General features: G+C 67.3%; 14 protein-coding genes. 8 read left to right on the forward strand and 6 right to left on the reverse strand.

The features are described 5' to 3' along the window. Window position 1 precedes the first annotated feature (1 nt). Together BHE75_RS02980 and BHE75_RS02985 are read left to right on the forward strand one after the other, a co-directional pair. Window positions 2–2269 carry a glycosyltransferase family 4 protein gene (locus BHE75_RS02980; RefSeq protein ID WP_070932287.1) on the forward strand — a complete coding sequence of 756 codons (2268 nt, stop codon included), beginning with the start codon at window positions 2–4 and terminating at the stop codon, window positions 2267–2269. A gap of 150 nt (window positions 2270–2419) precedes the next feature. Then, a complete protein-coding gene (locus BHE75_RS02985; protein WP_084652880.1) occupies window positions 2420–3646 on the forward strand; it encodes a glycoside hydrolase family 130 protein in 1227 nt (408 codons plus the stop codon). Between the two features lie 209 nt (window positions 3647–3855). On the opposite strand, the gene BHE75_RS02990 is transcribed toward BHE75_RS02985, so the two are convergent. Next, complete coding sequence (locus BHE75_RS02990; protein ID WP_070932291.1) at window positions 3856–4176, reverse strand: hypothetical protein; 321 nt, start codon at window positions 4174–4176, stop codon at window positions 3856–3858. A gap of 9 nt (window positions 4177–4185) precedes the next feature. Further along, on the reverse strand, window positions 4186–5205 hold the full coding sequence (locus tag BHE75_RS02995; protein WP_070935422.1) for a sugar kinase: 1020 nt from the start codon (window positions 5203–5205) through the stop codon (window positions 4186–4188). A gap of 142 nt (window positions 5206–5347) precedes the next feature. Here BHE75_RS02995 and BHE75_RS03000 point away from each other — a divergent pair, with 142 nt between their 5' ends. The 5 genes from BHE75_RS03000 to BHE75_RS03020 all read left to right on the forward strand — a co-directional run bounded on the left by BHE75_RS03000 (window position 5348) and on the right by BHE75_RS03020 (window position 11117). Continuing rightward, window positions 5348–6523 (forward strand): fumarylacetoacetate hydrolase family protein, encoded by a 1176-nt coding sequence (locus BHE75_RS03000; RefSeq protein WP_070932293.1) that lies wholly within the window; start codon window positions 5348–5350, stop codon window positions 6521–6523. Continuing rightward, window positions 6520–7962: an aldehyde dehydrogenase family protein gene (locus BHE75_RS03005; protein ID WP_070932295.1), complete on the forward strand. Its 1443-nt coding sequence runs from the start codon at window positions 6520–6522 to the stop codon at window positions 7960–7962. The genes BHE75_RS03000 and BHE75_RS03005 overlap by 4 nt, the downstream gene beginning before the upstream one ends. Further along, window positions 7949–8752 carry an SDR family NAD(P)-dependent oxidoreductase gene (locus BHE75_RS03010; protein ID WP_070932297.1) on the forward strand — a complete coding sequence of 268 codons (804 nt, stop codon included), beginning with the start codon at window positions 7949–7951 and terminating at the stop codon, window positions 8750–8752. The genes BHE75_RS03005 and BHE75_RS03010 overlap by 14 nt, the downstream gene beginning before the upstream one ends. 1 nt (window position 8753) lies before the next feature. Then, a complete protein-coding gene (locus BHE75_RS03015; protein ID WP_070932299.1) occupies window positions 8754–9644 on the forward strand; it encodes an SMP-30/gluconolactonase/LRE family protein in 891 nt (296 codons plus the stop codon). Window positions 9645–9707: 63 nt separating this feature from the next. Then, window positions 9708–11117 carry a sugar porter family MFS transporter gene (locus tag BHE75_RS03020; protein WP_070932301.1) on the forward strand — a complete coding sequence of 470 codons (1410 nt, stop codon included), beginning with the start codon at window positions 9708–9710 and terminating at the stop codon, window positions 11115–11117. Between the two features lie 426 nt (window positions 11118–11543). Here BHE75_RS03020 and BHE75_RS03025 read toward each other — a convergent pair whose 3' ends face one another. Next, complete coding sequence (locus BHE75_RS03025; protein WP_139181618.1) at window positions 11544–13859, reverse strand: EAL domain-containing protein; 2316 nt, start codon at window positions 13857–13859, stop codon at window positions 11544–11546. A gap of 188 nt (window positions 13860–14047) precedes the next feature. Here BHE75_RS03025 and BHE75_RS03030 point away from each other — a divergent pair, with 188 nt between their 5' ends. After that, window positions 14048–15802, forward strand: a complete 1755-nt coding sequence (locus BHE75_RS03030; RefSeq protein ID WP_070935423.1) for a sensor domain-containing diguanylate cyclase — start codon at window positions 14048–14050, stop codon at window positions 15800–15802. 6 nt (window positions 15803–15808) lie between these two features. Here the strand turns inward: BHE75_RS03030 and BHE75_RS03035 are convergent, their stop codons facing one another. From BHE75_RS03035 to BHE75_RS03045, 3 genes are read right to left on the reverse strand one after another with little or no spacing between them, the layout of a single operon-like run. Then, complete coding sequence (locus BHE75_RS03035) at window positions 15809–17224, reverse strand: FAD-binding oxidoreductase (protein ID WP_070932305.1); 1416 nt, start codon at window positions 17222–17224, stop codon at window positions 15809–15811. Window positions 17225–17281: 57 nt separating this feature from the next. Beyond that, a complete protein-coding gene (locus BHE75_RS03040) occupies window positions 17282–17809 on the reverse strand; it encodes a carboxymuconolactone decarboxylase family protein (RefSeq protein ID WP_070932307.1) in 528 nt (175 codons plus the stop codon). Next, entirely contained in the window at window positions 17799–18293 is a 495-nt protein-coding gene (locus BHE75_RS03045; RefSeq protein ID WP_070932309.1) for a hypothetical protein, read from the reverse strand. Before BHE75_RS03045 ends, BHE75_RS03040 begins: the two co-directional genes overlap by 11 nt. Window positions 18294–18400 lie beyond the last annotated feature (107 nt).

Consider the following 18400-nt stretch of genomic DNA (forward strand, 5'->3'; position numbering starts at 1 on the left):
GATGAACGCTCACGGGAAGCGGACCGGCCATATTGCCCTGATCGGCAACCATCCGCCGCGCATGTGCGGTATTGCCACCTTCACCGCCGATGTCCGCGCGGCTCTGCTGGCTGCGCGGCCCGATCTGGTCGCCGATGTCTATGCGATGGACGAACCGGGCGGCCTCCATGCCTATCCCCCCCAGGTCGTCTGCCAGATCGGGCAGGCGGATCTGGCCGATTATCGCGCCGCCGCCCGGCGCATCAACCAGGACGGCGTGGACCTCGTCTGCGTCCAGCACGAATATGGCATATTCGGCGGGGCCGCCGGCGCACATCTGCTCCGCCTGCTCGATCGGGTGGAAGCCCCCGTGGTCGTCACCCTGCACACGGTGCTGGCGGATCCCAGCCCGGAACAGCGCTTCGTCATCGATGCGCTGGCCCGCCGCGCCGATCGCCTGATCGTGATGACGGAGCGTGCGCGCAACATGCTCCAGCGCGTCCATGGCGTGCCGCTCGCCCGTATCGCCGTGGTCGCGCATGGCGTGCCCGATCGCCCGATCGCCGATGTCGAGGCGGCCAAGGCGCGGTTCGGCTTCCAGGGCCGCAAGGTGCTGCTCACCTTCGGGCTGCTTTCCCCCAACAAGGGCATCGAAACCATGATCCGGGCGCTGCCCGCGATCGCCGCCGAGCATCCCGACGTGCTTTATGTCGTGCTCGGCGCCACCCATCCCCAGCTCGTCATCCAGCAGGGCGAGGCCTATCGCGAACGGCTGGCCGTCCTTGCGCGGGAGCTTGGCGTCGAACCCTATGTCCGCTTCATCAACGAATATACCGAGACGGACCAGCTTCTCGATTATCTCGAGGCCGTCGACATCTATGTCACGCCCTATCTGAACGAGGCGCAGATCACCTCGGGCACGCTGTCCTACGCGGTGGCGCTCGGCAAACCGATCGTCTCGACACCCTATTGGCACGCCGCCGATCTGATCGCCGAAGGTGTCGGCATCGAAGTCGGCTTCGGCGACAGCGACGGCTTCGCCCGCGCGATCAACACGCTGCTGGCCGATCCCGAACGGCGCGAAGCGATGCGGCAACGGGCCTATGCGGTCGGTCGCACGATGATCTGGCCGCGCCTGGCGGATGCCTATCTCGACATCTTCGATCGCGCGATCGCGCCGCGTCCGCTACGCCTGCCGGTCGCCGGTCGCGGCGATCGCATCGCGCCGCGCCTCGCCGCGGTCGAGCGGCTGACCGACCAGTGCGGGATCATCCAGCATTCGGTGTTCAGCGTGCCGGATCGGCATCATGGCTATTGCGTGGACGATAATGCCCGCGCGCTGATCCTGATGCACCGGTTGGGCGACGCTCGCACCGAACGCAGCGAGGCGCTGGCCACCATCTATGCGGGCTTCGTCCAGCACGCCTGGAATCGCGATCGCGGCATGTTCCGCAACTTCATGGCCTATGACCGCCGCTGGCTGGAGGAAGTGGGATCGGAGGACAGCTTCGGCCGCGCGCTCTGGGCCGTGGGCGTCACGGCGGCGGAGGCGCGCCGCCCCGATCTGCGCCGCTGGGCGAGGCATTTGTTCGATGAAGCCGCACCCACCGCGCTCAAGCTGCAGAACCACCGCAGCCTCGCCTTCGCGATGCTGGGGGCGGAGGCGCTGCTGGAAGGCCAGCCCGGCCACACCCTCGCTTATCGCATCATCGAAACCTGCGGTCGCCGGCTGGCGCTGGCGCTGGCGGAAACCCGGCGGCCCGACTGGGTCTGGTTCGAACCGACCCTTGGGTATGACAATGCCCGCCTGCCCGAAGCGCTGATCCGCGCCGGCATGGTGCTGGGCGATCAGCGGATGCACGCCGCCGGGCTGGAGGTGCTGGGCTGGCTCGATCGCATCCAGACGGCCGAGGACGGGCATTTCCGCGCGGTCGGCAATGAAAGCTTCGAACGCCCCTTTGCCCCGCCGCTGCCTTACGATCAGCAGCCCGTGGAAGCCTGGGCGATGATCGACGCGGCGTTGACAGCCTGGGCCGCGACACGCGATCCGCGCTGGCATGCCGCGGCCCAGCGGGCCTGGCGCTGGTTCCTGGGGGACAATGATCTCGGCCAGCCGGTGGCGTCGGCCGCTGACGGCAGTTGTTTTGACGGATTGATGCGGGACGGCGTGAATCTTAATACAGGCGCAGAATCGGTGCTGGCCTTTCAGCTCGCCGCCTGCGTCATGGCGCAGACCGGCCTGGTGTCGGACAGCCCCGAACGGCCCGAAACGGGGGCCGTGGCCGTCTGAGCCGCCCAGCCCTTCGGGGGCTGGACGGAAAAGGCGGCCTGACTTGGCAAAGGGCGCCCCTGTCGGGCACCCTGCGGGGAGGAGTGCGGCGCCATTCAGCTCGATCTGATTCACACGCCGCTCCGGCTCAATGCCGATGCGTCCCGCGTCGTGGTGCGGCCTTTCCATATTCCCGTCGATCCGGCGAACCCCGCCGCCGGCCGTGTCGGCCGCATCGTTCGCCAGGTGCTGGCGCTGGATGATGTCCATGCGGAGGCCGAGCTGGCGCTGGTGCTGCGCGATTTCGAGGCGCGCCACTGGCAGACGCGCAACATGTTCAACAAGCGCTACGGCCAGATCGAGCTGGCTTTGGGGCTGGACGGCATGCGCATCTCGCCGGTCAAGCAGCAGCTGATCGGCGCCTATTTCTGCCACGAATATAGCTATGCCGCCGCCGCGCTGATGAACCCCAGCATCGTGCCGCATCCCGATCAGTCGGGCCTGTCGGCCGGCTCGCAGCGGGTGATCCTGTCGCTGCGTGCGGTGGGCGAAGGCCATATCAGCTCGATCGCGTTTCGCGAGGGGATACTCTCCCCCGGCATGCAGTTCGAACTCGCGCCCGAACCGCCCTTCTGCACCACCGCGACGCTGGAGCCGGGCGATCCCGAGCCCAACGGCCGCGTCCAGATCCACCGGCAGCAGGATTCGACGATATCGGGCACGCTGATCTTCCCGATCACGCCCGCGCAGAGCAACGGGCTCGAGGATCTCCGCCTCGTCCAGTTCACCCATGATGACGGCCGGGTCGAATGGATCGGCACCTATACCGCCTATGACGGCCGCTCGATCCGCTCCGAATTCCTGCGCACCTATGATTTCCGCGCCTTCCACATGGAAGCAATCGAGGGATCGGCCGCGCGCAACAAGGGCATGGCGCTGTTCCCGCGCACGATCGGCGGCCAATATATGATGATCGGCCGGCAGGATGGCGAAAACCTGTTCCTCATCACCTCCGACCGGATCGACCATTGGGACGAGGGCGAACTGCTGCTGACCCCGCGCTATCCGTGGGAGATGGTGCAGATCGGCAATTGCGGCGCCCCGATCGAGCTGGACGAAGGCTGGCTGCTCCTCACCCACGGCGTCGGCGCGATGCGCAAATATTCGATCGGCGCGGTGCTGCTCGACAAGCAGGATCCCTCGAAGATCATCGGCCGCACCATCCAGCCGCTCCTGTCGGCGGCGGACGAGGACCGCGAGGGCTATGTCCCCAACGTCGTCTACACCTGCGGCGCGCTCCGGCACGGCGATCTGCTGTTCATGCCCTATGGCGTGGCGGACAGCTCCGTCGCCTTCGCCTTCGTGCCGATCCCGACGCTGCTCGAAACCATGGCGTAGAGCGGATCGGCTGGCGGACCGGTTACGCGAAGGATCGTCACTCCGGACTTGTTCCGGGGTCCACCGTGCGACTGCCAATGTCGGTGCAAGCGGAGGGAGGGATGCTGAAACAAGTTCAGCGTGACCAGTTTGATAAGTATGCGGTCAAACATTCACGATAATTGAATTTCGATCGCTCCCGAGCCGGATCGCCGTGCCCCCCGATCGCCTCAACGCCCCGTGCCGTCGGCCGGCACCGCTTCGAACTTGCCGAGCACGCAGGGCACGCCCGGATCGCCGGGGTGGGCCGCCCGCACGAAATCGCCCCGGCAGAGGCGCGCGCCCTTCTTCTCGATGATCAGCGCGCCCGCCGCATCCGCCCGCGCCAGGCCGGGGCAGGCGGCGCCGATCCGGTTCAGATAATGGGTGCCGTCCAGCATCACGAAGCGGATGGCGTCGTCGCCTTCGGCCCGGCGGCTCACCACCCGGTCGGGATCGATGCATGTCGCCACGGCCGGCGTGGCGGCCATCAGGGCCAGGGTGAGCAGCATATCGCGTTCCTATCGCTTCACGTCGCGTCCGCCCTCCCGGAAGGCGGCAAGCTCGCGCGGGCCGGAGAGGCTGAAATCGCCGGGGATCGAATGTTTCAGCGCCGCGAGCGCGAGGCCGGTCTCCGCCGCGGCGGCCTCGCCATCGGCCAGGGAGTGCAGCACGCCGGCGGCAAAGGCATCGCCGGTGCCGATGCGGTCGATGATGCCGGCCACCTCGATCTCCGCGGTCTCGAACGCCGCATCGGGCGTATCGATCCGCGCGGTCAGCCGGTGCCGGTCGGCATCCTCGATATGCCGCGCGGTGGAAGCGATGCGGCGCAGGTTGGGAAAAGCGGCGAAGGCGGCCAGCGCCGCTTCCCGCCGCCGTTCCGGCCCGTCGCCGTGGAAGGCGCGGCCCAGCAGCAGGGCGATGTCGCGATGGTTGCCGAACAGCAGGTCGGCATGGCGGATCAGCTCGGTCAGGATCGCGCGGGGATCGCTGTCCCACGCCTCCCACAGCCGCGCGCGATAATTGCCGTCGAAGGATATGGGAACGCCCGCCGCCCTGGCCGCGCGCACCGCCTCCAGCGCCAGTTCCGCGCTGTCCGGCCCCAGGGCGGGGGTGATGCCGGAAAGGTGCAGCCGGCCGGCGCCGGCCAGCAGGGCCGGCCAGTCGAAATCGCCGGGCCGTGCCCGCGCAAAGACGCTGTCGGCGCGATCGTAGAATATGGCGGAGGCGCGCACGCCGGCGCCCGGCGTCAGGAAATAAAGGCCCATCCGGCCATCGCGCCGGGCGATGCCGTCGATGATGACGCCATGACGCCGCAGCGCATCGATCGCGGCATCGCCGATCGCATTGTCCGGCAGGATGGTCGCCATCGCCGCCGGCCGGCCGAGCTTCGCCAGCGCCACCGCGACATTCGCCTCCGCGCCGCCGAAGCGCGCGTCCAGCCTTTCCTCCTGCAGCAGCAGGCCCCGGCCCGTCGCCGAAAGGCGCAGCAGCATTTCGCCGAAGCACAGCACCGGCCCGGACGGGTCGATCGAAGCCATATCATCCTCCCCGGCCGGCGCCTCAGGCCCGGCTTCCCTCATCGATATCCCGCATCCGCGCAACTTGACAGCGCTGCCAGACATCGCAATGGTAGCGCTATCAATTAGCGTCGCAAACGCACAGAGTCGAGAGAGGGGATTGATGACGGGCTTCCGGTTCGAGGCAGCGGCCATGCTGCCCGACGACTGGCGCGAGGGCAGCTTCCTGGGCCGCATCCAGACGGCCGAGGGGCCCAGCCCGGTGCTGGTCCAGGGCGGTGTCGTCCATGACATGGCGGCGGTCTTCCCCACGGTTTCGGAACTGGTGGCGCATCGCGCGTTCGATGCCGGCGCCGGCCGCGCGCTCGGCGATCTCGCCACGCTCGGCCTGTCGGCCGCGCCCGATGCCCCGCTCCGGCTGCTGAGCCCCATCGATCTCCAGGTGGTGAAGGCCGCCGGCGTCACCTTCGCCCTCTCCGCGATCGAGCGCGTGATCGAGGAAGCCGCGCGCGGCGATGCCGATCTCGCCGCCGAAGTGCGCGGCCGGCTGGAGGCGAAGGTCGGCACCGGCATCCGCTCGGTCGTCCCCGGCTCGGCGGACGCCGCCGCCCTCAAGGAGGCGCTGATCGCCGACGGCATGTGGTCGCAATATCTGGAGGTCGCGATCGGCCCGGATGCGGAGATCTTCACCAAGACGCCCGTGCTCGCCTCGGTCGGGTGGGGGGCGGAAATCGGCGTGCGATCCGATTCCACCTGGAACAACCCGGAACCCGAAGTGGCGATCCTCGCCGACGCCCATGGCCATGCGGTCGGCGCGACGCTGGGCAACGACGTCAACCTGCGCGATTTCGAGGGCCGGTCCGCCCTGCTGCTCAGCAAGGCGAAGGATAATAACGCCTCCTGCGCGATCGGCCCGTTCGTCCGGCTGTTCGACGATCGCTTCGGCATGGACGACGTGCGCGACGCGGTGGTGGAGCTTACCATCGACGGGCCGGAGGGATACAAGCTGCATGGCACCAGCTCGATGCGGCAGATCAGCCGCGATCCGGAGGACCTGCTGGCCCAGGCGATGAGCGAGCATCATTATCCCGACGGTTTCGTCTTCCTGCTCGGCACGCTGTTCGCGCCGACCCAGGATCGCGATGTCCCCAATCGCGGTTTCACCCACAAGGTGGGCGATGTGGTGACGATCTCCACGCCGCGCATCGGCACGCTCGTGAACCGGGTCAACACGGCCGGGGCCGCCCCCGCCTGGAATTTCGGCATCGCCGATCTGATGCGCAACCTTGTCGATCGTGGCCTCGTCACGGCGACTGTCCGGAAAGGAGAGGCGGCATGAAGCTCACCCATTTCATCAACGGCGAACAGGTTTCGGCGGATACGCCCTTCGATAGCCTGAATCCTTCCAATACCGACGATGTCGTCGCCAGCTATCCGGCGGGCGGGCCGGCGGAGGTGGAGGCGGCCGTCGCCGCCGCGCGGGGCGCTTTTCCCGCCTGGTCGGCGGCGTCGCCGGAATTGCGGTCCGATCTGCTCGATCGCGTCGGCGCCACCCTGATGGCGCGCGGCGCCGAGCTGGGCGAGCTTCTCGCGCGTGAGGAGGGCAAGACCCGGGCGGAAGCGACGGGCGAGGTGATGCGCGCCGCGCGCATCTTCAAATATTTCGCGGGCGAGGCGCTGCGCCGCCACGGCCAGACCCTGGAATCCACCCGCCCCGGCCTCGATGCCTCCACCTGGCGCGAGGCCGTCGGCGTCTACGGCCTCATCACCCCCTGGAACTTCCCGATCGCGATCCCCGCGTGGAAAACCGCGCCCGCGCTCGCCTTCGGCAACACGGTGGTGCTGAAGCCCGCCAATCCGACGCCCGCCATCGCCCATGCGCTCGCCACCATCATCCACGAATGCGGCGCGGCGTTGAACGTGCCCAAGGGCATCTTCAACATGGTGCTGGGGCAGGGCGGCGTCGGCTCGGCGCTGGTCGATCATCCCGATGTCGCCGGCATCTCCTTCACCGGATCGCAGGCCGTCGGCGCCAAGGTGGGCATCGCCGCCATGGCGCGGCAGGCGCGCGTGCAGATGGAAATGGGCGGCAAGAATCCGCTGGTCGTGCTGGCGGACGCCGATCTCGACCGCGCCGTGCAGATCGCGCTCGACGGCGGCTTCTTCCAGACCGGCCAGCGCTGCACCGCTTCCAGCCGCGTGATCGTGGAGGATGCGATCCACGATCGCTTCGTCGCCGCGCTGGCCGAACGCGCGAAGGCGCTCAAGGTCGGCCCCGCGCTCGATCCGGCGACGCAGGTCGGCCCGGCCGCCAGCGACAGCCAGTTCGAACAGAATCTCCGCTATGTCGGTATCGCCACCGGCGAAGGCGGCCGGCTCGTTACCGGCGGCGAGCGCCTCAGCCTCGCCACGCCCGGCTATTTCATGAGCCCGGCGGTGATCGCCGATACCAACCCGGACATGCGCATCAACAATGAGGAGGTGTTCGGCCCCGTCGTCTCCACCATCCGCGCGAGGAATTACAAGGAGGCGCTGGAAATCGCCAATCGCGGCAATTTCGGCCTGTCCGCCGGCATCGTCACCACCTCGCTGAAGCATGCCCGCGATTTCCGGCGGAACGTGCGCGCGGGCATGGTGATGGTGAACCTGCCCACCGCCGGCGTCGATTATCATGTGCCCTTCGGCGGCACGCGCGGATCGAGCTACGGCGCGCGCGAGCAGGGCTTCGCCGCCGTCGAATTCTATACCCAGATCAAAACCGTTTATGTCGGAGACTGAGGCGTTGTTGCAGGCCCCCATCACGGCGGACAAGGCCGCCATCTACCCCAGTCTCGCCGGCAAGCGCGTTTTCATCACGGGCGGCGGCAGCGGCATCGGCGAAGGGCTGGTCGAGGCGTTCGTCCGGCAGGGATCGCGCGTGGTGTTCGTCGATATCGTCGAGGAACCGTCCCGGGCGCTGGTCGATCGGCTGTCCGGGCAGGCCGTGCATGCGCCGCGCTTCACTCGTTGCGACCTCACCGATGTCGCCCATCTCCGCCAGGTCATTGCCGGTTACGAGCAGGAACTGGGCGGTTTCGACGTGCTGGTGAACAATGCCGGCAATGACGATCGCCATGCCATTGCCGAGGTGACGCCCGAATATTGGGACGAGCGCTTCGCGGTGAACCTGCGCCACATGTTCTTCGCGGCCCAGGCGGTGGTGCCGGCGATGAAGAAGGCGGGCGGCGGCGCCATCCTCAATTTCGGATCGATCAGCTGGCACCTCGCGCTTGCCGACCTGATCCTCTACCAGACGGCCAAGGCCGGCATCGAAGGGCTCACCCGCTCGCTTGCCCGCGATCTCGGGCGGGACAATATCCGCGTGAATACGATCGTGCCGGGCAATGTGCAGACGCCGCGGCAGATGAAATGGTATACGCCGGAAGGCGAGGCGGAGATCGTCTCCGCGCAATGCCTGGACGGGCGCATCCAGCCGGCTGATGTCGCCGCCCTCGTGCTGTTCCTCGCGTCGGACGATGCGCGCATGTGCACCGGGCACGATTATTTCGTCGACGCCGGCTGGCGCTGACATGGCCGCCACCGCCCCCCGCAGCGTCTGCCCCGTGGGCGCCACGCTGGGCGAAGGCCCGCTCTGGCTGGCCCGGGACGCGGCCTTGTGGTTCGTCGACATCAAGGGAAAAAGGGTCCACCGCTTCGATCCCGATCAGGGCATGCTGAAAAGCTGGCCCGCGCCGTCCCAGCCGGGCTGGATATTGCCGATCGCGGATGGCGGGCTGATGGTCGGCCTGCAAAGCGGGCTCCACCGTTTCGATCCGGCCACCGGCACATTCGATCCGCATCTGGCGCCCGAACCGCACCTGCCGGGCAACCGCCTCAACGATGCGACCGTGGCGCCCGACGGCCAGCTATGGTTCGGATCGATGGACGATGCGGAAAATGCCGCCACCGGGCGCATCTACCGCCTGGCGCGCGGGCAGGCGCAGGCCGCCGCCGCGATTGATCCGGTGGTCATCACCAACGGCCCTGCCTTCGCGCCCGATGGCCGGACGCTCTATCATGTCGATACGCTCGGCGGGCGTATCCATGCTTTCGCGGTGGATGATGATGGGGCGCCGGGGGCGTCCCGCCTCTTCGCCACGATCGATCCCGCCGATGGCCATCCCGACGGCCCCACCGTGGATTCCGAAGGCTGCCTGTGGATCGGCCTGTTCGGCGGCGGCGCGGTGCGCCGCTATTCGCCGGCGGGGGAGCTGATGGAAACCGTGCGCTTCCCCGTCGCCAACGTCACCAAGATCGCCTTCGGCGGCGATGATCTGCGCACCGCTTATGCCACCACGGCGCGCAAGGGCCTCGACGAATGCCAGCTCGCGGCGCAGCCGCTGGCGGGGGATCTGTTCGCGTTCCGCGTCGATGCGCCGGGCCTGCCGGTGCAGCCCATCAGGATAAACCATCCCGGCTGAGACCCGGGATTGCCGTCAACAGTGAAAGGGCGCGGGAAAAGCGCTCGAGGAGAGGAAAGAGGCATGTATCAGGCGCAGCTAGAGCGCGTGAATATGGCGTTTATCGCGGCGATCGTCGCGGTGGCGACCATCGGCGGCTTCATGTTCGGTTATGACAGCGGCGTCATCAACGGCACGCAGGACGGGCTGGAGCGCGCCTTCGATCTTTCGAAGCTGGGCACCGGCCTCAACGTCGGCGCGATCCTGGTGGGCTGCGCGGCGGGCGCGTTCATCGCCGGCCGGCTGGCCGATCGGCTGGGCCGGCGCAACGTGATGATGATCGCGGCGGTGCTGTTCCTGCTGAGCGCGCTGGCTGCGGGCGCGGCGGGCTCCTCGGCGGTGTTCATCATCGCCCGGCTGATCGGCGGCATCGGCGTCGGCGCGGCCAGCGTGCTTTCGCCGGTCTATATCAGCGAGGTGACGCCCGCCCATATCCGCGGCCGCCTGTCCAGCGTCCAGCAGATCATGATCATCACCGGGCTCACCGGCGCGTTCGTGGCGAATTATGCGCTCGCCCATTCGGCCGGCGGCTCCACCGCGCCCTTCTGGCTGGGCTATCCCGCGTGGCGCTGGATGTTCTGGATGCAGGTGATTCCGGCGGCGGTCTATTTCCTGGCGCTGCTCTTCATCCCGGAAAGCCCCCGCTTCCTCGTCGTGCGCGGCCGCATCGCGGAGGCGGAAGCCGTGCTCGCCCGCCTGTTCGGCCCGCACGAGGCGCGCCGCAAGGTGGAGGAGATCCGCGCCTCGCTGGCGGCCGATCACCACAAGCCCAAGCTGTCCGATCTGCTGGACAAGTCCACCGGGCGGGTCCGCAGGATCGTCTGGGCGGGGATCGGCATCGCCATCTTCCAGCAGCTCGTCGGCATCAACATCGTGTTCTATTATGGCGCGGTGCTGTGGCAGTCGGTGGGCTTCAGCGAGAATGACGCGCTGAAGATCAACATCCTCTCCGGCACGCTTTCGATCCTTGCCTGCCTCGTCACCGTCGGCCTGATCGATCGCATCGGGCGCAAGCCGCTGCTGCTGATCGGTTCCGCCGGCATGGCCGTGACGCTCGGCACCATGGCCGCCTGTTTCGCGACGGCGGGCTTCGTGGACGGCAGCCTGCATCTGTCGGACCAGGTCGGGCTGATCGCGCTGATCGCGGCCAACCTCTACGTCATCTTCTTCAACCTGAGCTGGGGGCCGGTGATGTGGGTGATGCTGGGCGAGATGTTCCCTAACCAGATCCGGGGATCGGGGCTGGCGGTGTCCGGCTTTGCCCAGTGGATCGCCAATTTCGCGATCAGCGTCAGCTTCCCGGCGCTGGCGGCCGGGGTCGGCCTGCCGGTGACCTACGGCTTCTATGCGCTATCGGCCTTCGCTTCTTTCTTCTTCGTCCGCGCCATGGTCAACGAAACCCGCGGCCGTGAACTGGAAGATATGGAGGGCTGATTCGTCTCTTTCGGGTTGGGAAGGGGCGTTCCGGCATCGGCCGGGGCGCCCTTTTTCTTTGGCGATTATGCCATGGCCGAATCGCCTGCCGTAATGCCGGTGCCTGGCCGCCTGATGATTCGCACAGCGGATGGAAGTGAAGCCGTCGACCAGCGAAGCCGTTCGACAGTAACGCGGGCCTGGCCAGACATAAAAAAAGCCCCGCTGAAAGCGGGGCTTTTCGTCAAGCTAAGCGCGTTGCGCTCAGCGCCACTGACCGCCACCCAGGAGATAGCTCCAGATGTCCCAGCGCAGCGGCTGGTTGGCGTGGCGATTGTGACCCGTGCTCTTAACCATGATTGCCCCTCACATTGCGCGGGCAGGTTCAGGACGCCCGCGAAACGAGGGGTATCACTACCAATCATGGTTAACAAGATATTAAGTATATTAAGCCGCAGTTTCCCTTGCGTTAACTGGCAATTGGTTGATCAGGGCAGGCGCCGGCATCGGCCGGCCGGTATGGTAGCCTTGCACGAAATCGCATTGCATCCGCCGCAATTCGGCGAGCGTGGCGGCATTCTCCACCCCCTCGGCCACCACCTTGCGACCCAGCGAATGGGCGAGCTGGATCGTCGAATGCACCATGATCCGGTCGCCCTGGGATTTATCGAGCATGCCGACGAAGCTGCGATCGATCTTGATCTCGCCTGCCGGAATTTTCTTTAGATATTCGAGAGTTGAAAGCCCGGTGCCATAATCGTCGATCGATAGCTGCACGCCCATGGCGCTCAGCCGTTCCAGATTCGCGAAGGATTCGCTCTGGCTGGCCATGGCCGTCGTCTCGGTCACTTCCAGGATCAGCAGGCCGGCCGGCAGGGCGTGACGGGCGAGCGTCTGCTCCACCATCCCGATCAGGCCTGGCTTGTCGAGCAGCCGCGCCGAAAGATTCACGGCGATGCTGAACGGATAGCCGGACCGATTGATCCGCGCCGCGAGTCCCACGGCCGAATCGAGGACATGCGCGGTCAGATTTTCGATTCGGCCGCTCCGCTCGGCGGCGACGATGAACTGACTCGGGAAGATTTCACCCTTCTCGGGATGCTTCCAGCGTGCGAGCGCCTCGGCGCCGATGATGCGATCATTGGCGAGGTCGATCTTGGGCTGGTAGGCGACCCAGATCTCGCCCCGCTCGATCGCCTGGTCGAGACGGCCGAGGAGGGACAGTTTCCACTGCGCATCCTCCAGCGTCGCCGGATCGAACGTGGCGCAGCGCAGGCCTTCCTTCGCGGCCTCGTCGGCCGCCACGAGCGCGCTCGACACGCGCTGCATCAGCGGACGCGAGGAATCATTGTCCAGGCCGAAGGTTACCGTCACGTCGACAAGCTGGGCCGAAACGATCACCGGGCTGCGGAACAGGGCGTGCAGGCCGTTAAGCTGCTCGATCAGCATCTCGTCATTCTGGGTCTGCGCTACCCAGATGAATATCCCCTCGTCCGCCTGATAAATGGCGGCGCCCGTCGTGCCGAAGCTGAACCGGCTCGTGATCTGCTCGACGAGCTCGCGCTCATATTCCTGGGGAAGGGCAGTGGTGATTTCGGCGAAATTCTGGATCCGCGCGACGACCAGGGTGCCGAGCGCGGCTTCCTCCCTTTGGCGCAGCGCATTCAGATTGGGCAGGCCGGAGATGGAATTGGTGGTGCCCCGGACATGATAGGCGCGCCGCAGATTCTTGTAGAGATGAACGACCGCAACCACCGTCATGGTGACGAGCGACGCCATGATATCCGGGAAGATGTGGTGATGTTCCAGGAATATCGGCCCGATCAGGAAAAGCCCGTAGCCCCCCGCCAGCACGATCCGCGCATGTGTCCGGTTGCGCAGTGTCAGGAATATCGCGGCGATCATTCCGGCCAGGATCAAAGGCGGCATCCAGCCCAGGGCGATGGGGCGGCCCGCAATCAGGGTTTCAGCCGCGATCACATGGAAGAACGCCGCCGGCACGAGGGCGTAGCCAGGCATGAAATAATGTTCGGCGCCCGTGGACGTCTGCGCGACGATCACCTTGCGCCCGGCGACGATCTTGCTGTCCCAGCGACCCTTGGCGATATCCCGCGCGCTGACGACGGGGACGGAGCGCACGTCGATCGCATAGTCCAGGGGGAATTGCGCGCCTTCATTGCCCTGGACGCCGCTCAGCAGGCTGGCCAGCGATGGCATGACCCCCGTGGCGAGTTCGAGGGCATAAGGATGCGCCCAGATCTTGCTGTCCCGATCCACCCATAAATTGGTGTTCGCCATCGTGGCATGGCGGGTGAAGCGCGGCAGCGGCCTGGTATCCGCCTGCGTTCCGGCAACCATGTCGACGAGCAGCCGGGAAGAGAGGGACACATGCCCCTTCGCGGCGCGCAACGCATCCTCGAGTGCCGCGTCTTCTGCGGGCTTGCCTGGCGATGACAGATCGATATCGAGATGGATCTGCTTTGCTCCGGCGGCGCGCAGCTTGCCCACGATCTGTCCGATCTGGTCCCTCGGCCATGGCCACGGGCCGAGTTCGGCGACGCTCGGATCGTCGACGGCGACGACGACGATAGATCCGCTCGCCTGATCGGCGTGCAGCTTGCCCCTGATGGTCCGCGCGGCCATCTCGACCGGCAGGAACAGGCCAAGCGCGCCCACGACGAGCCCGATCAGCAGCGCCGCGCACAGGATGCGCAGGTTCGGCCCGTAGCGCGACCGGCTAATATGGAAAGGAGTCGACCCCATAGCTTTGTTCTGCCCTTTCGGGATGATCTTGAACAAAAAGTGTTAGGGAAATGGAAACGACGATTGCCTGCGGTAATCCGCCGATTTTGCTCCTTCGCCAGGGGCCGGCCGGCCGAATCGGCAAAGCCCTGCCATCATCGGTAAAACTTTGATCATTCTAGACAGATATGATCCGAAAGATCATGGGAATGCTAGGGCATCAGAGCGGGAGAAGGGGCATCAGGGGGCTGGCCGGCGCCGTTATCGCCATCTTCCTGCTGTGCGGATTCGCCCCGTTCGCGCATGGCGCGGTCGATTCGCTCAAGATCGGCGCGCCGCTCTGCTACGTCGTCACGCCGGAGGATCCCGGCGCGGAGATGCCGTCCCCGGCGGATTATCGGTGCCACGGCCGGCCGCGCGGCTATCAGGCCGGCACGCTCTGGCTGCACATGCCGGTGCAGGCCCGGTCGGCCGGCGATGATCTCGCCCTGCTGGTCCATCTCACCCGTTTCGATCGCCTCACGATATTTTCCACCTATGCGGACGGCGCGGTCCGGACATTCGGGGTCGCGCGCGGCGATTTCGGCACGCATTGGCGCGATGGCGGCCAGATCGTCTTCCGCCTGCCGGATCGCGACGTGCCCGTGGCGTCGCTCACCATGCGCTTCGATCGGCTGGCGAGCCACGATCTGCTGCGGGCGCGGCTGATGCCGGGTAGCGAGGCCGATCGCGAGGGCACGCTCGTCGGTCCGCTGATCGGCGGCGCGCTCACGCTGCTGCTGCTCGGCACGATCTACAACCTGTCGCTGGCGCATGGCGTGCGCCGGCAGTTCATCGCCTGGCACGGGGCCTGGGCGGCCTGCGTCTTCATCTGGGGCCTGATCTGGTCGCAGCTGGCGCTGCTGGTGGTGCCGGGCATCGCGGGCACGCTTTCCTCGCAGATCTGCACCTTCCTTTCGACATTGGCGATCGCCTGCGCAACCGCAAGCGCGGTCACCTCGCTCGAACGGTCGCTGCTTCCCCGCGCTCTGCGCATCGGCGTTCTCCTGCTGGGCGCGGCGGTGGCGCTGGTCGGATTGCCGGCGGCCTTCGCCGTCGGCCCCGCGATCGAGCCGATCGGGCAGATATTGGGCGTTCTCATCATCGCGGATCTGCTGGCGGTCACGGCCGCGATCGTCACCGCCTGGCGGCGCGGCAGCGTGGAGGCGCGCGATTTCGCGCTTGCCTGGGCGGTGCCGATGGCGACCCTGGGGGCCACCCAGCTTTTGGACCTCAACGATCGGCTGCTGGGCGGCGGCGCGCAGATCGCGGTGCTGATGGCATCCGCTTTCCAGACGATATGGCTGTCCTTCGCGATCACCCGCCGCCTCGCGCGGCTCCGCATCGAGCGGGACGCCGCGCAGGCCGCACAGGCGGAGCTGGATGAACTGGCCCGCCGCGATTCGCTGACCGGCCTTCTCAACCGCCGCGGCTTCATCGCCGCCGCCGGGGAGGCGCTGGCACTTGCGGAGCGGGAGAATATCGCCTTCGGGCTGCTCCTGATCGATGTCGATCGCTTCAAGGCGGTCAACGATCATTTCGGGCACGATGTGGGCGACAGGGTGCTGCGCCGCATCGCCGATCGCCTGCGTCAGTGGGAGGGCGACATCTGCACGGCCGGCCGGCTGGGCGGCGAGGAATTCGTGCTGATCGTTCGCGGGCTGGCCGGCCGGCCGCTGGCCGAATTCGCCGATCGCGTGCGGATCGGCATCGCCGGCCAGGGCTATGACGGGCTGCTGCCCGCCGACATGCCCGTCACCGTCAGCATCGGCCTTGCCGATACCGGTGCTGCGACGAGCTTCCCGCTGCTCTACCGCCTTGCGGACGAGGCGCTGTATGAGGCGAAGCGCGGCGGCCGCAACCGCGTGGTCATCCACGCCTCCGGCCGCACCGCGCTTCCGCCACGGCCCGCGCGCCGGGCCTGACCGGCTTCAGGCCGGATCGGGCGGCAGGCGCAGGATCTTGCCGGGGTTCATGATGTTGGCGGGATCGATGGCGCGTTTGATCCGCCGCATCAGTTCCACGGCCTCGCCATGCTCCGCCTCCAGCCAGTCGATCTTGCCCAGCCCCACGCCATGTTCGCCGGTGCAGGTGCCGCCCATCGCCAGCGCGCGCTCCACCAGCCGGGCGTTGATGCGGCGGGCCTCGGCGAACTCCTCCGGCCGTTCGGGATCGAGCACGAAGGTGACGTGGAAATTGCCGTCGCCGACATGGCCGACGATCGGCGCGGGCATGGCGATGCCGGCCAGATCGGCCTTGGTCGCGACGATGCATTCGGCCAGGCGGCTGATCGGCACGCACACGTCGGTGGACCAGCCGGTCGATCCCGGCCGCAGGTTGAGCGCGGCATAATAAGCCTGGTGCCGCGCCTTCCACAGGCGATTGCGCTCCTCGGTGGTAGAGGCCCAGCTGAAATCGCCGCCGCCATTGTCGGCGCTGATCGCGCGCACCGTCTCCACCTGCTCGCGCACATGCGCCTCGCTGCCGTGGAATTCGAAGAACAGGGTGTTCCGCACCGCAAGCTCGGTGCCGGCCCAGCGGTTCACCGCGTCGATCTGCACGTCGTCCAGCAATTCGATCCGCGCCATCGGCACGCCGAGCTGGATCGCCTGGACGACGGTGTCGACGGCGCCCTGCAGGCTCTCGAACGGGCACACCGCCGCCGAGATGGTTTCGGGGATGCCGTAAAGGCGCAGCGTCACCTCGGTCGCGATGCCCAGCGTGCCTTCCGATCCCACGAACAGCCGGGTCAGGTCGTAACCGGCGGCGGACTTGCGCGCGCGCCGGGCGGTGGTGATGATCCGGCCTTCCGGCGTCACCACCTTCAGCGCCAGCACATTTTCGCGCATCGTGCCGTAACGCACGGCGTTGGTGCCCGACGCGCGCGTCGATGCCATGCCGCCCAGCGTGGCGTTCGCGCCGGGATCGATCGGAAAGAACAGCCCCTTGTCGCGCAGGTGCAGGTTCAGCTCCTCGCGGGTCACGCCGGCTTCCACCGTGCAGTCGAGGTCCGCCTCGTTCACCGTGACGATCCGGTTCATGCCGGTCATGTCGAAGCAGACGCCGCCGTGGATGGCGGTGATATTGCCCTCCAGCGACGTGCCCGCGCCATAAGCGATGATCGGGATGGCATGGCGCGCGCAGATGGCCACCGCCGCCGCCACCTCTTCGGTCGATCGCGGGAAGATCACCGCATCCGGCGTCCGGGCGGCGTGATAGGTCTCGGCCTTGCCGTGCTGCTCGCGGATCGCGGCGTTGCGCGTGAAGCGCTCGCCCAGCAGCTCCGCCAGCGCGGCCAATCCCGCTTCGAAATCGGCGCGCGACCGGGCTTCGGATTCGATCGACATGATGGGTCGCTTATACCCGATCCCCGGCCATGGAAACGCCGCGTCGCCGTGCCCGGTTCAGCTCGTCGATATGGCGAGCGAGACTTCGGTGATCGGCAGCGGTTCTTCCGGCATGCCGCCGATGCTCACCGCCATGCGCGAGGTGAAGTTGAAGGTCATCAGCGCCACCAGCATCGATGCGATCTCGGCCGGCTGGAACGTGCACGAAAGCCGCGCCGCGCCGTCCGGCGCCATGCCGGCCGGGAAGTTCAGATAGGCATCGGCCAGCGCCAGCGCCGCCTTTTCGCGGGGGGCAAGGGCGCTGTCCTCATAGCCGTCGGCCACCATCTCGGCGCGATCCTCGGAAAGGCCGTCGCGGCGGGCCACGTCATAGCGCACCGATTTGCAGAAGACGCAGTTCACCGTGCGCGCATTGCGCAGGCGGATGATCTCCAGCAGCGAAGGCGGCACCAGGCTGTCGCGCCAGACATGGCCGTTGAGGGCGATGATCTCATCCACCGTTTCGGGGATCAGGCCCATCGCGCTGTCGCGGATGACATTGCCGGTCTGGGTGCCGGGGCCGGTGGCGCGGGGCTTAGCCGACATGGGCGGTCTCCTTCACAGGGGCGGCGGCCGTCAGGTCGCGCAGGCAGCGGGCGGCGCGGATGCGGCCGTCGATGCAGCCCAAAGCCTCGATCAGCATCACCAGCCCCGCCTCGCCGAAATGGGCCTTCACCGCATCGGCGGCCTCATCGGTGATGGATTGCGGGTCCATCCAATAATATTCGGCGAACAGCAGCACCGCCTTGTCCGCGGGCGAAAAGGCCGGATCGTCCAGCGCCGTGCCGGACAGGACGGCATCGCGCCGGCCGGGCGAGGGCGCATGGCCGCCCAGCTCGATATTGGCGGCGGCCTGCTCGCCGGCATCGCCGTGGAGACGGGCCATCGTCAGGCGGCAGAGTTCCAGCAATTCCGCCGGCAGGTGGTCCTGTCGCCACAATGTCCGCCACAGGCGGGCGAAGCTTTCGGCCGCCGGCCCCGCAATGGCGAGATGGGCGTCAAGGCTGATGCTGGTCGGCGCATCGGTCATCGGCAAATCCTCCTCATGGACGCCGGCATGGCCTTCTGGCCCGTCATCGAATCGTCCATGGCGCGACTATCGGCCTTTCGCCGGGGCAGGGCCAGCCGCCGCCCTTT

Source organism: Edaphosphingomonas haloaromaticamans, from assembly GCF_001853345.1.
GTDB classification, from domain to species: domain Bacteria; phylum Pseudomonadota; class Alphaproteobacteria; order Sphingomonadales; family Sphingomonadaceae; genus Sphingomonas_E; species Sphingomonas_E fennica.

Bases quoted from the DNA above. Each gene is read 5' to 3' on its own strand.
- BHE75_RS02980 (WP_070932287.1), top strand. From the start codon at position 2: ATGAACGCTCACGGGAAGCGGACCGGCCATATTGCCCTGATCGGCAAC.
- BHE75_RS02990 (WP_070932291.1), bottom strand. From the start codon at position 4,176: ATGCTGCTCACCCTGGCCCTGATGGCCGCCACGCCGGCCGTGGCGACA.
- BHE75_RS02995 (WP_070935422.1), bottom strand. From the start codon at position 5,205: ATGGCTTCGATCGACCCGTCCGGGCCGGTGCTGTGCTTCGGCGAAATG.
- BHE75_RS03000 (WP_070932293.1), top strand. From the start codon at position 5,348: ATGACGGGCTTCCGGTTCGAGGCAGCGGCCATGCTGCCCGACGACTGG.
- BHE75_RS03005 (WP_070932295.1), top strand. From the start codon at position 6,520: ATGAAGCTCACCCATTTCATCAACGGCGAACAGGTTTCGGCGGATACG.
- BHE75_RS03010 (WP_070932297.1), top strand. From the start codon at position 7,949: ATGTCGGAGACTGAGGCGTTGTTGCAGGCCCCCATCACGGCGGACAAG.
- BHE75_RS03015 (WP_070932299.1), top strand. From the start codon at position 8,754: ATGGCCGCCACCGCCCCCCGCAGCGTCTGCCCCGTGGGCGCCACGCTG.
- BHE75_RS03020 (WP_070932301.1), top strand. From the start codon at position 9,708: ATGTATCAGGCGCAGCTAGAGCGCGTGAATATGGCGTTTATCGCGGCG.
- BHE75_RS03025 (WP_139181618.1), bottom strand. From the start codon at position 13,859: ATGGGGTCGACTCCTTTCCATATTAGCCGGTCGCGCTACGGGCCGAAC.
- BHE75_RS03030 (WP_070935423.1), top strand. From the start codon at position 14,048: ATGCTAGGGCATCAGAGCGGGAGAAGGGGCATCAGGGGGCTGGCCGGC.
- BHE75_RS03035 (WP_070932305.1), bottom strand. From the start codon at position 17,224: ATGTCGATCGAATCCGAAGCCCGGTCGCGCGCCGATTTCGAAGCGGGA.
- BHE75_RS03040 (WP_070932307.1), bottom strand. From the start codon at position 17,809: ATGTCGGCTAAGCCCCGCGCCACCGGCCCCGGCACCCAGACCGGCAAT.
- BHE75_RS03045 (WP_070932309.1), bottom strand. From the start codon at position 18,293: ATGACCGATGCGCCGACCAGCATCAGCCTTGACGCCCATCTCGCCATT.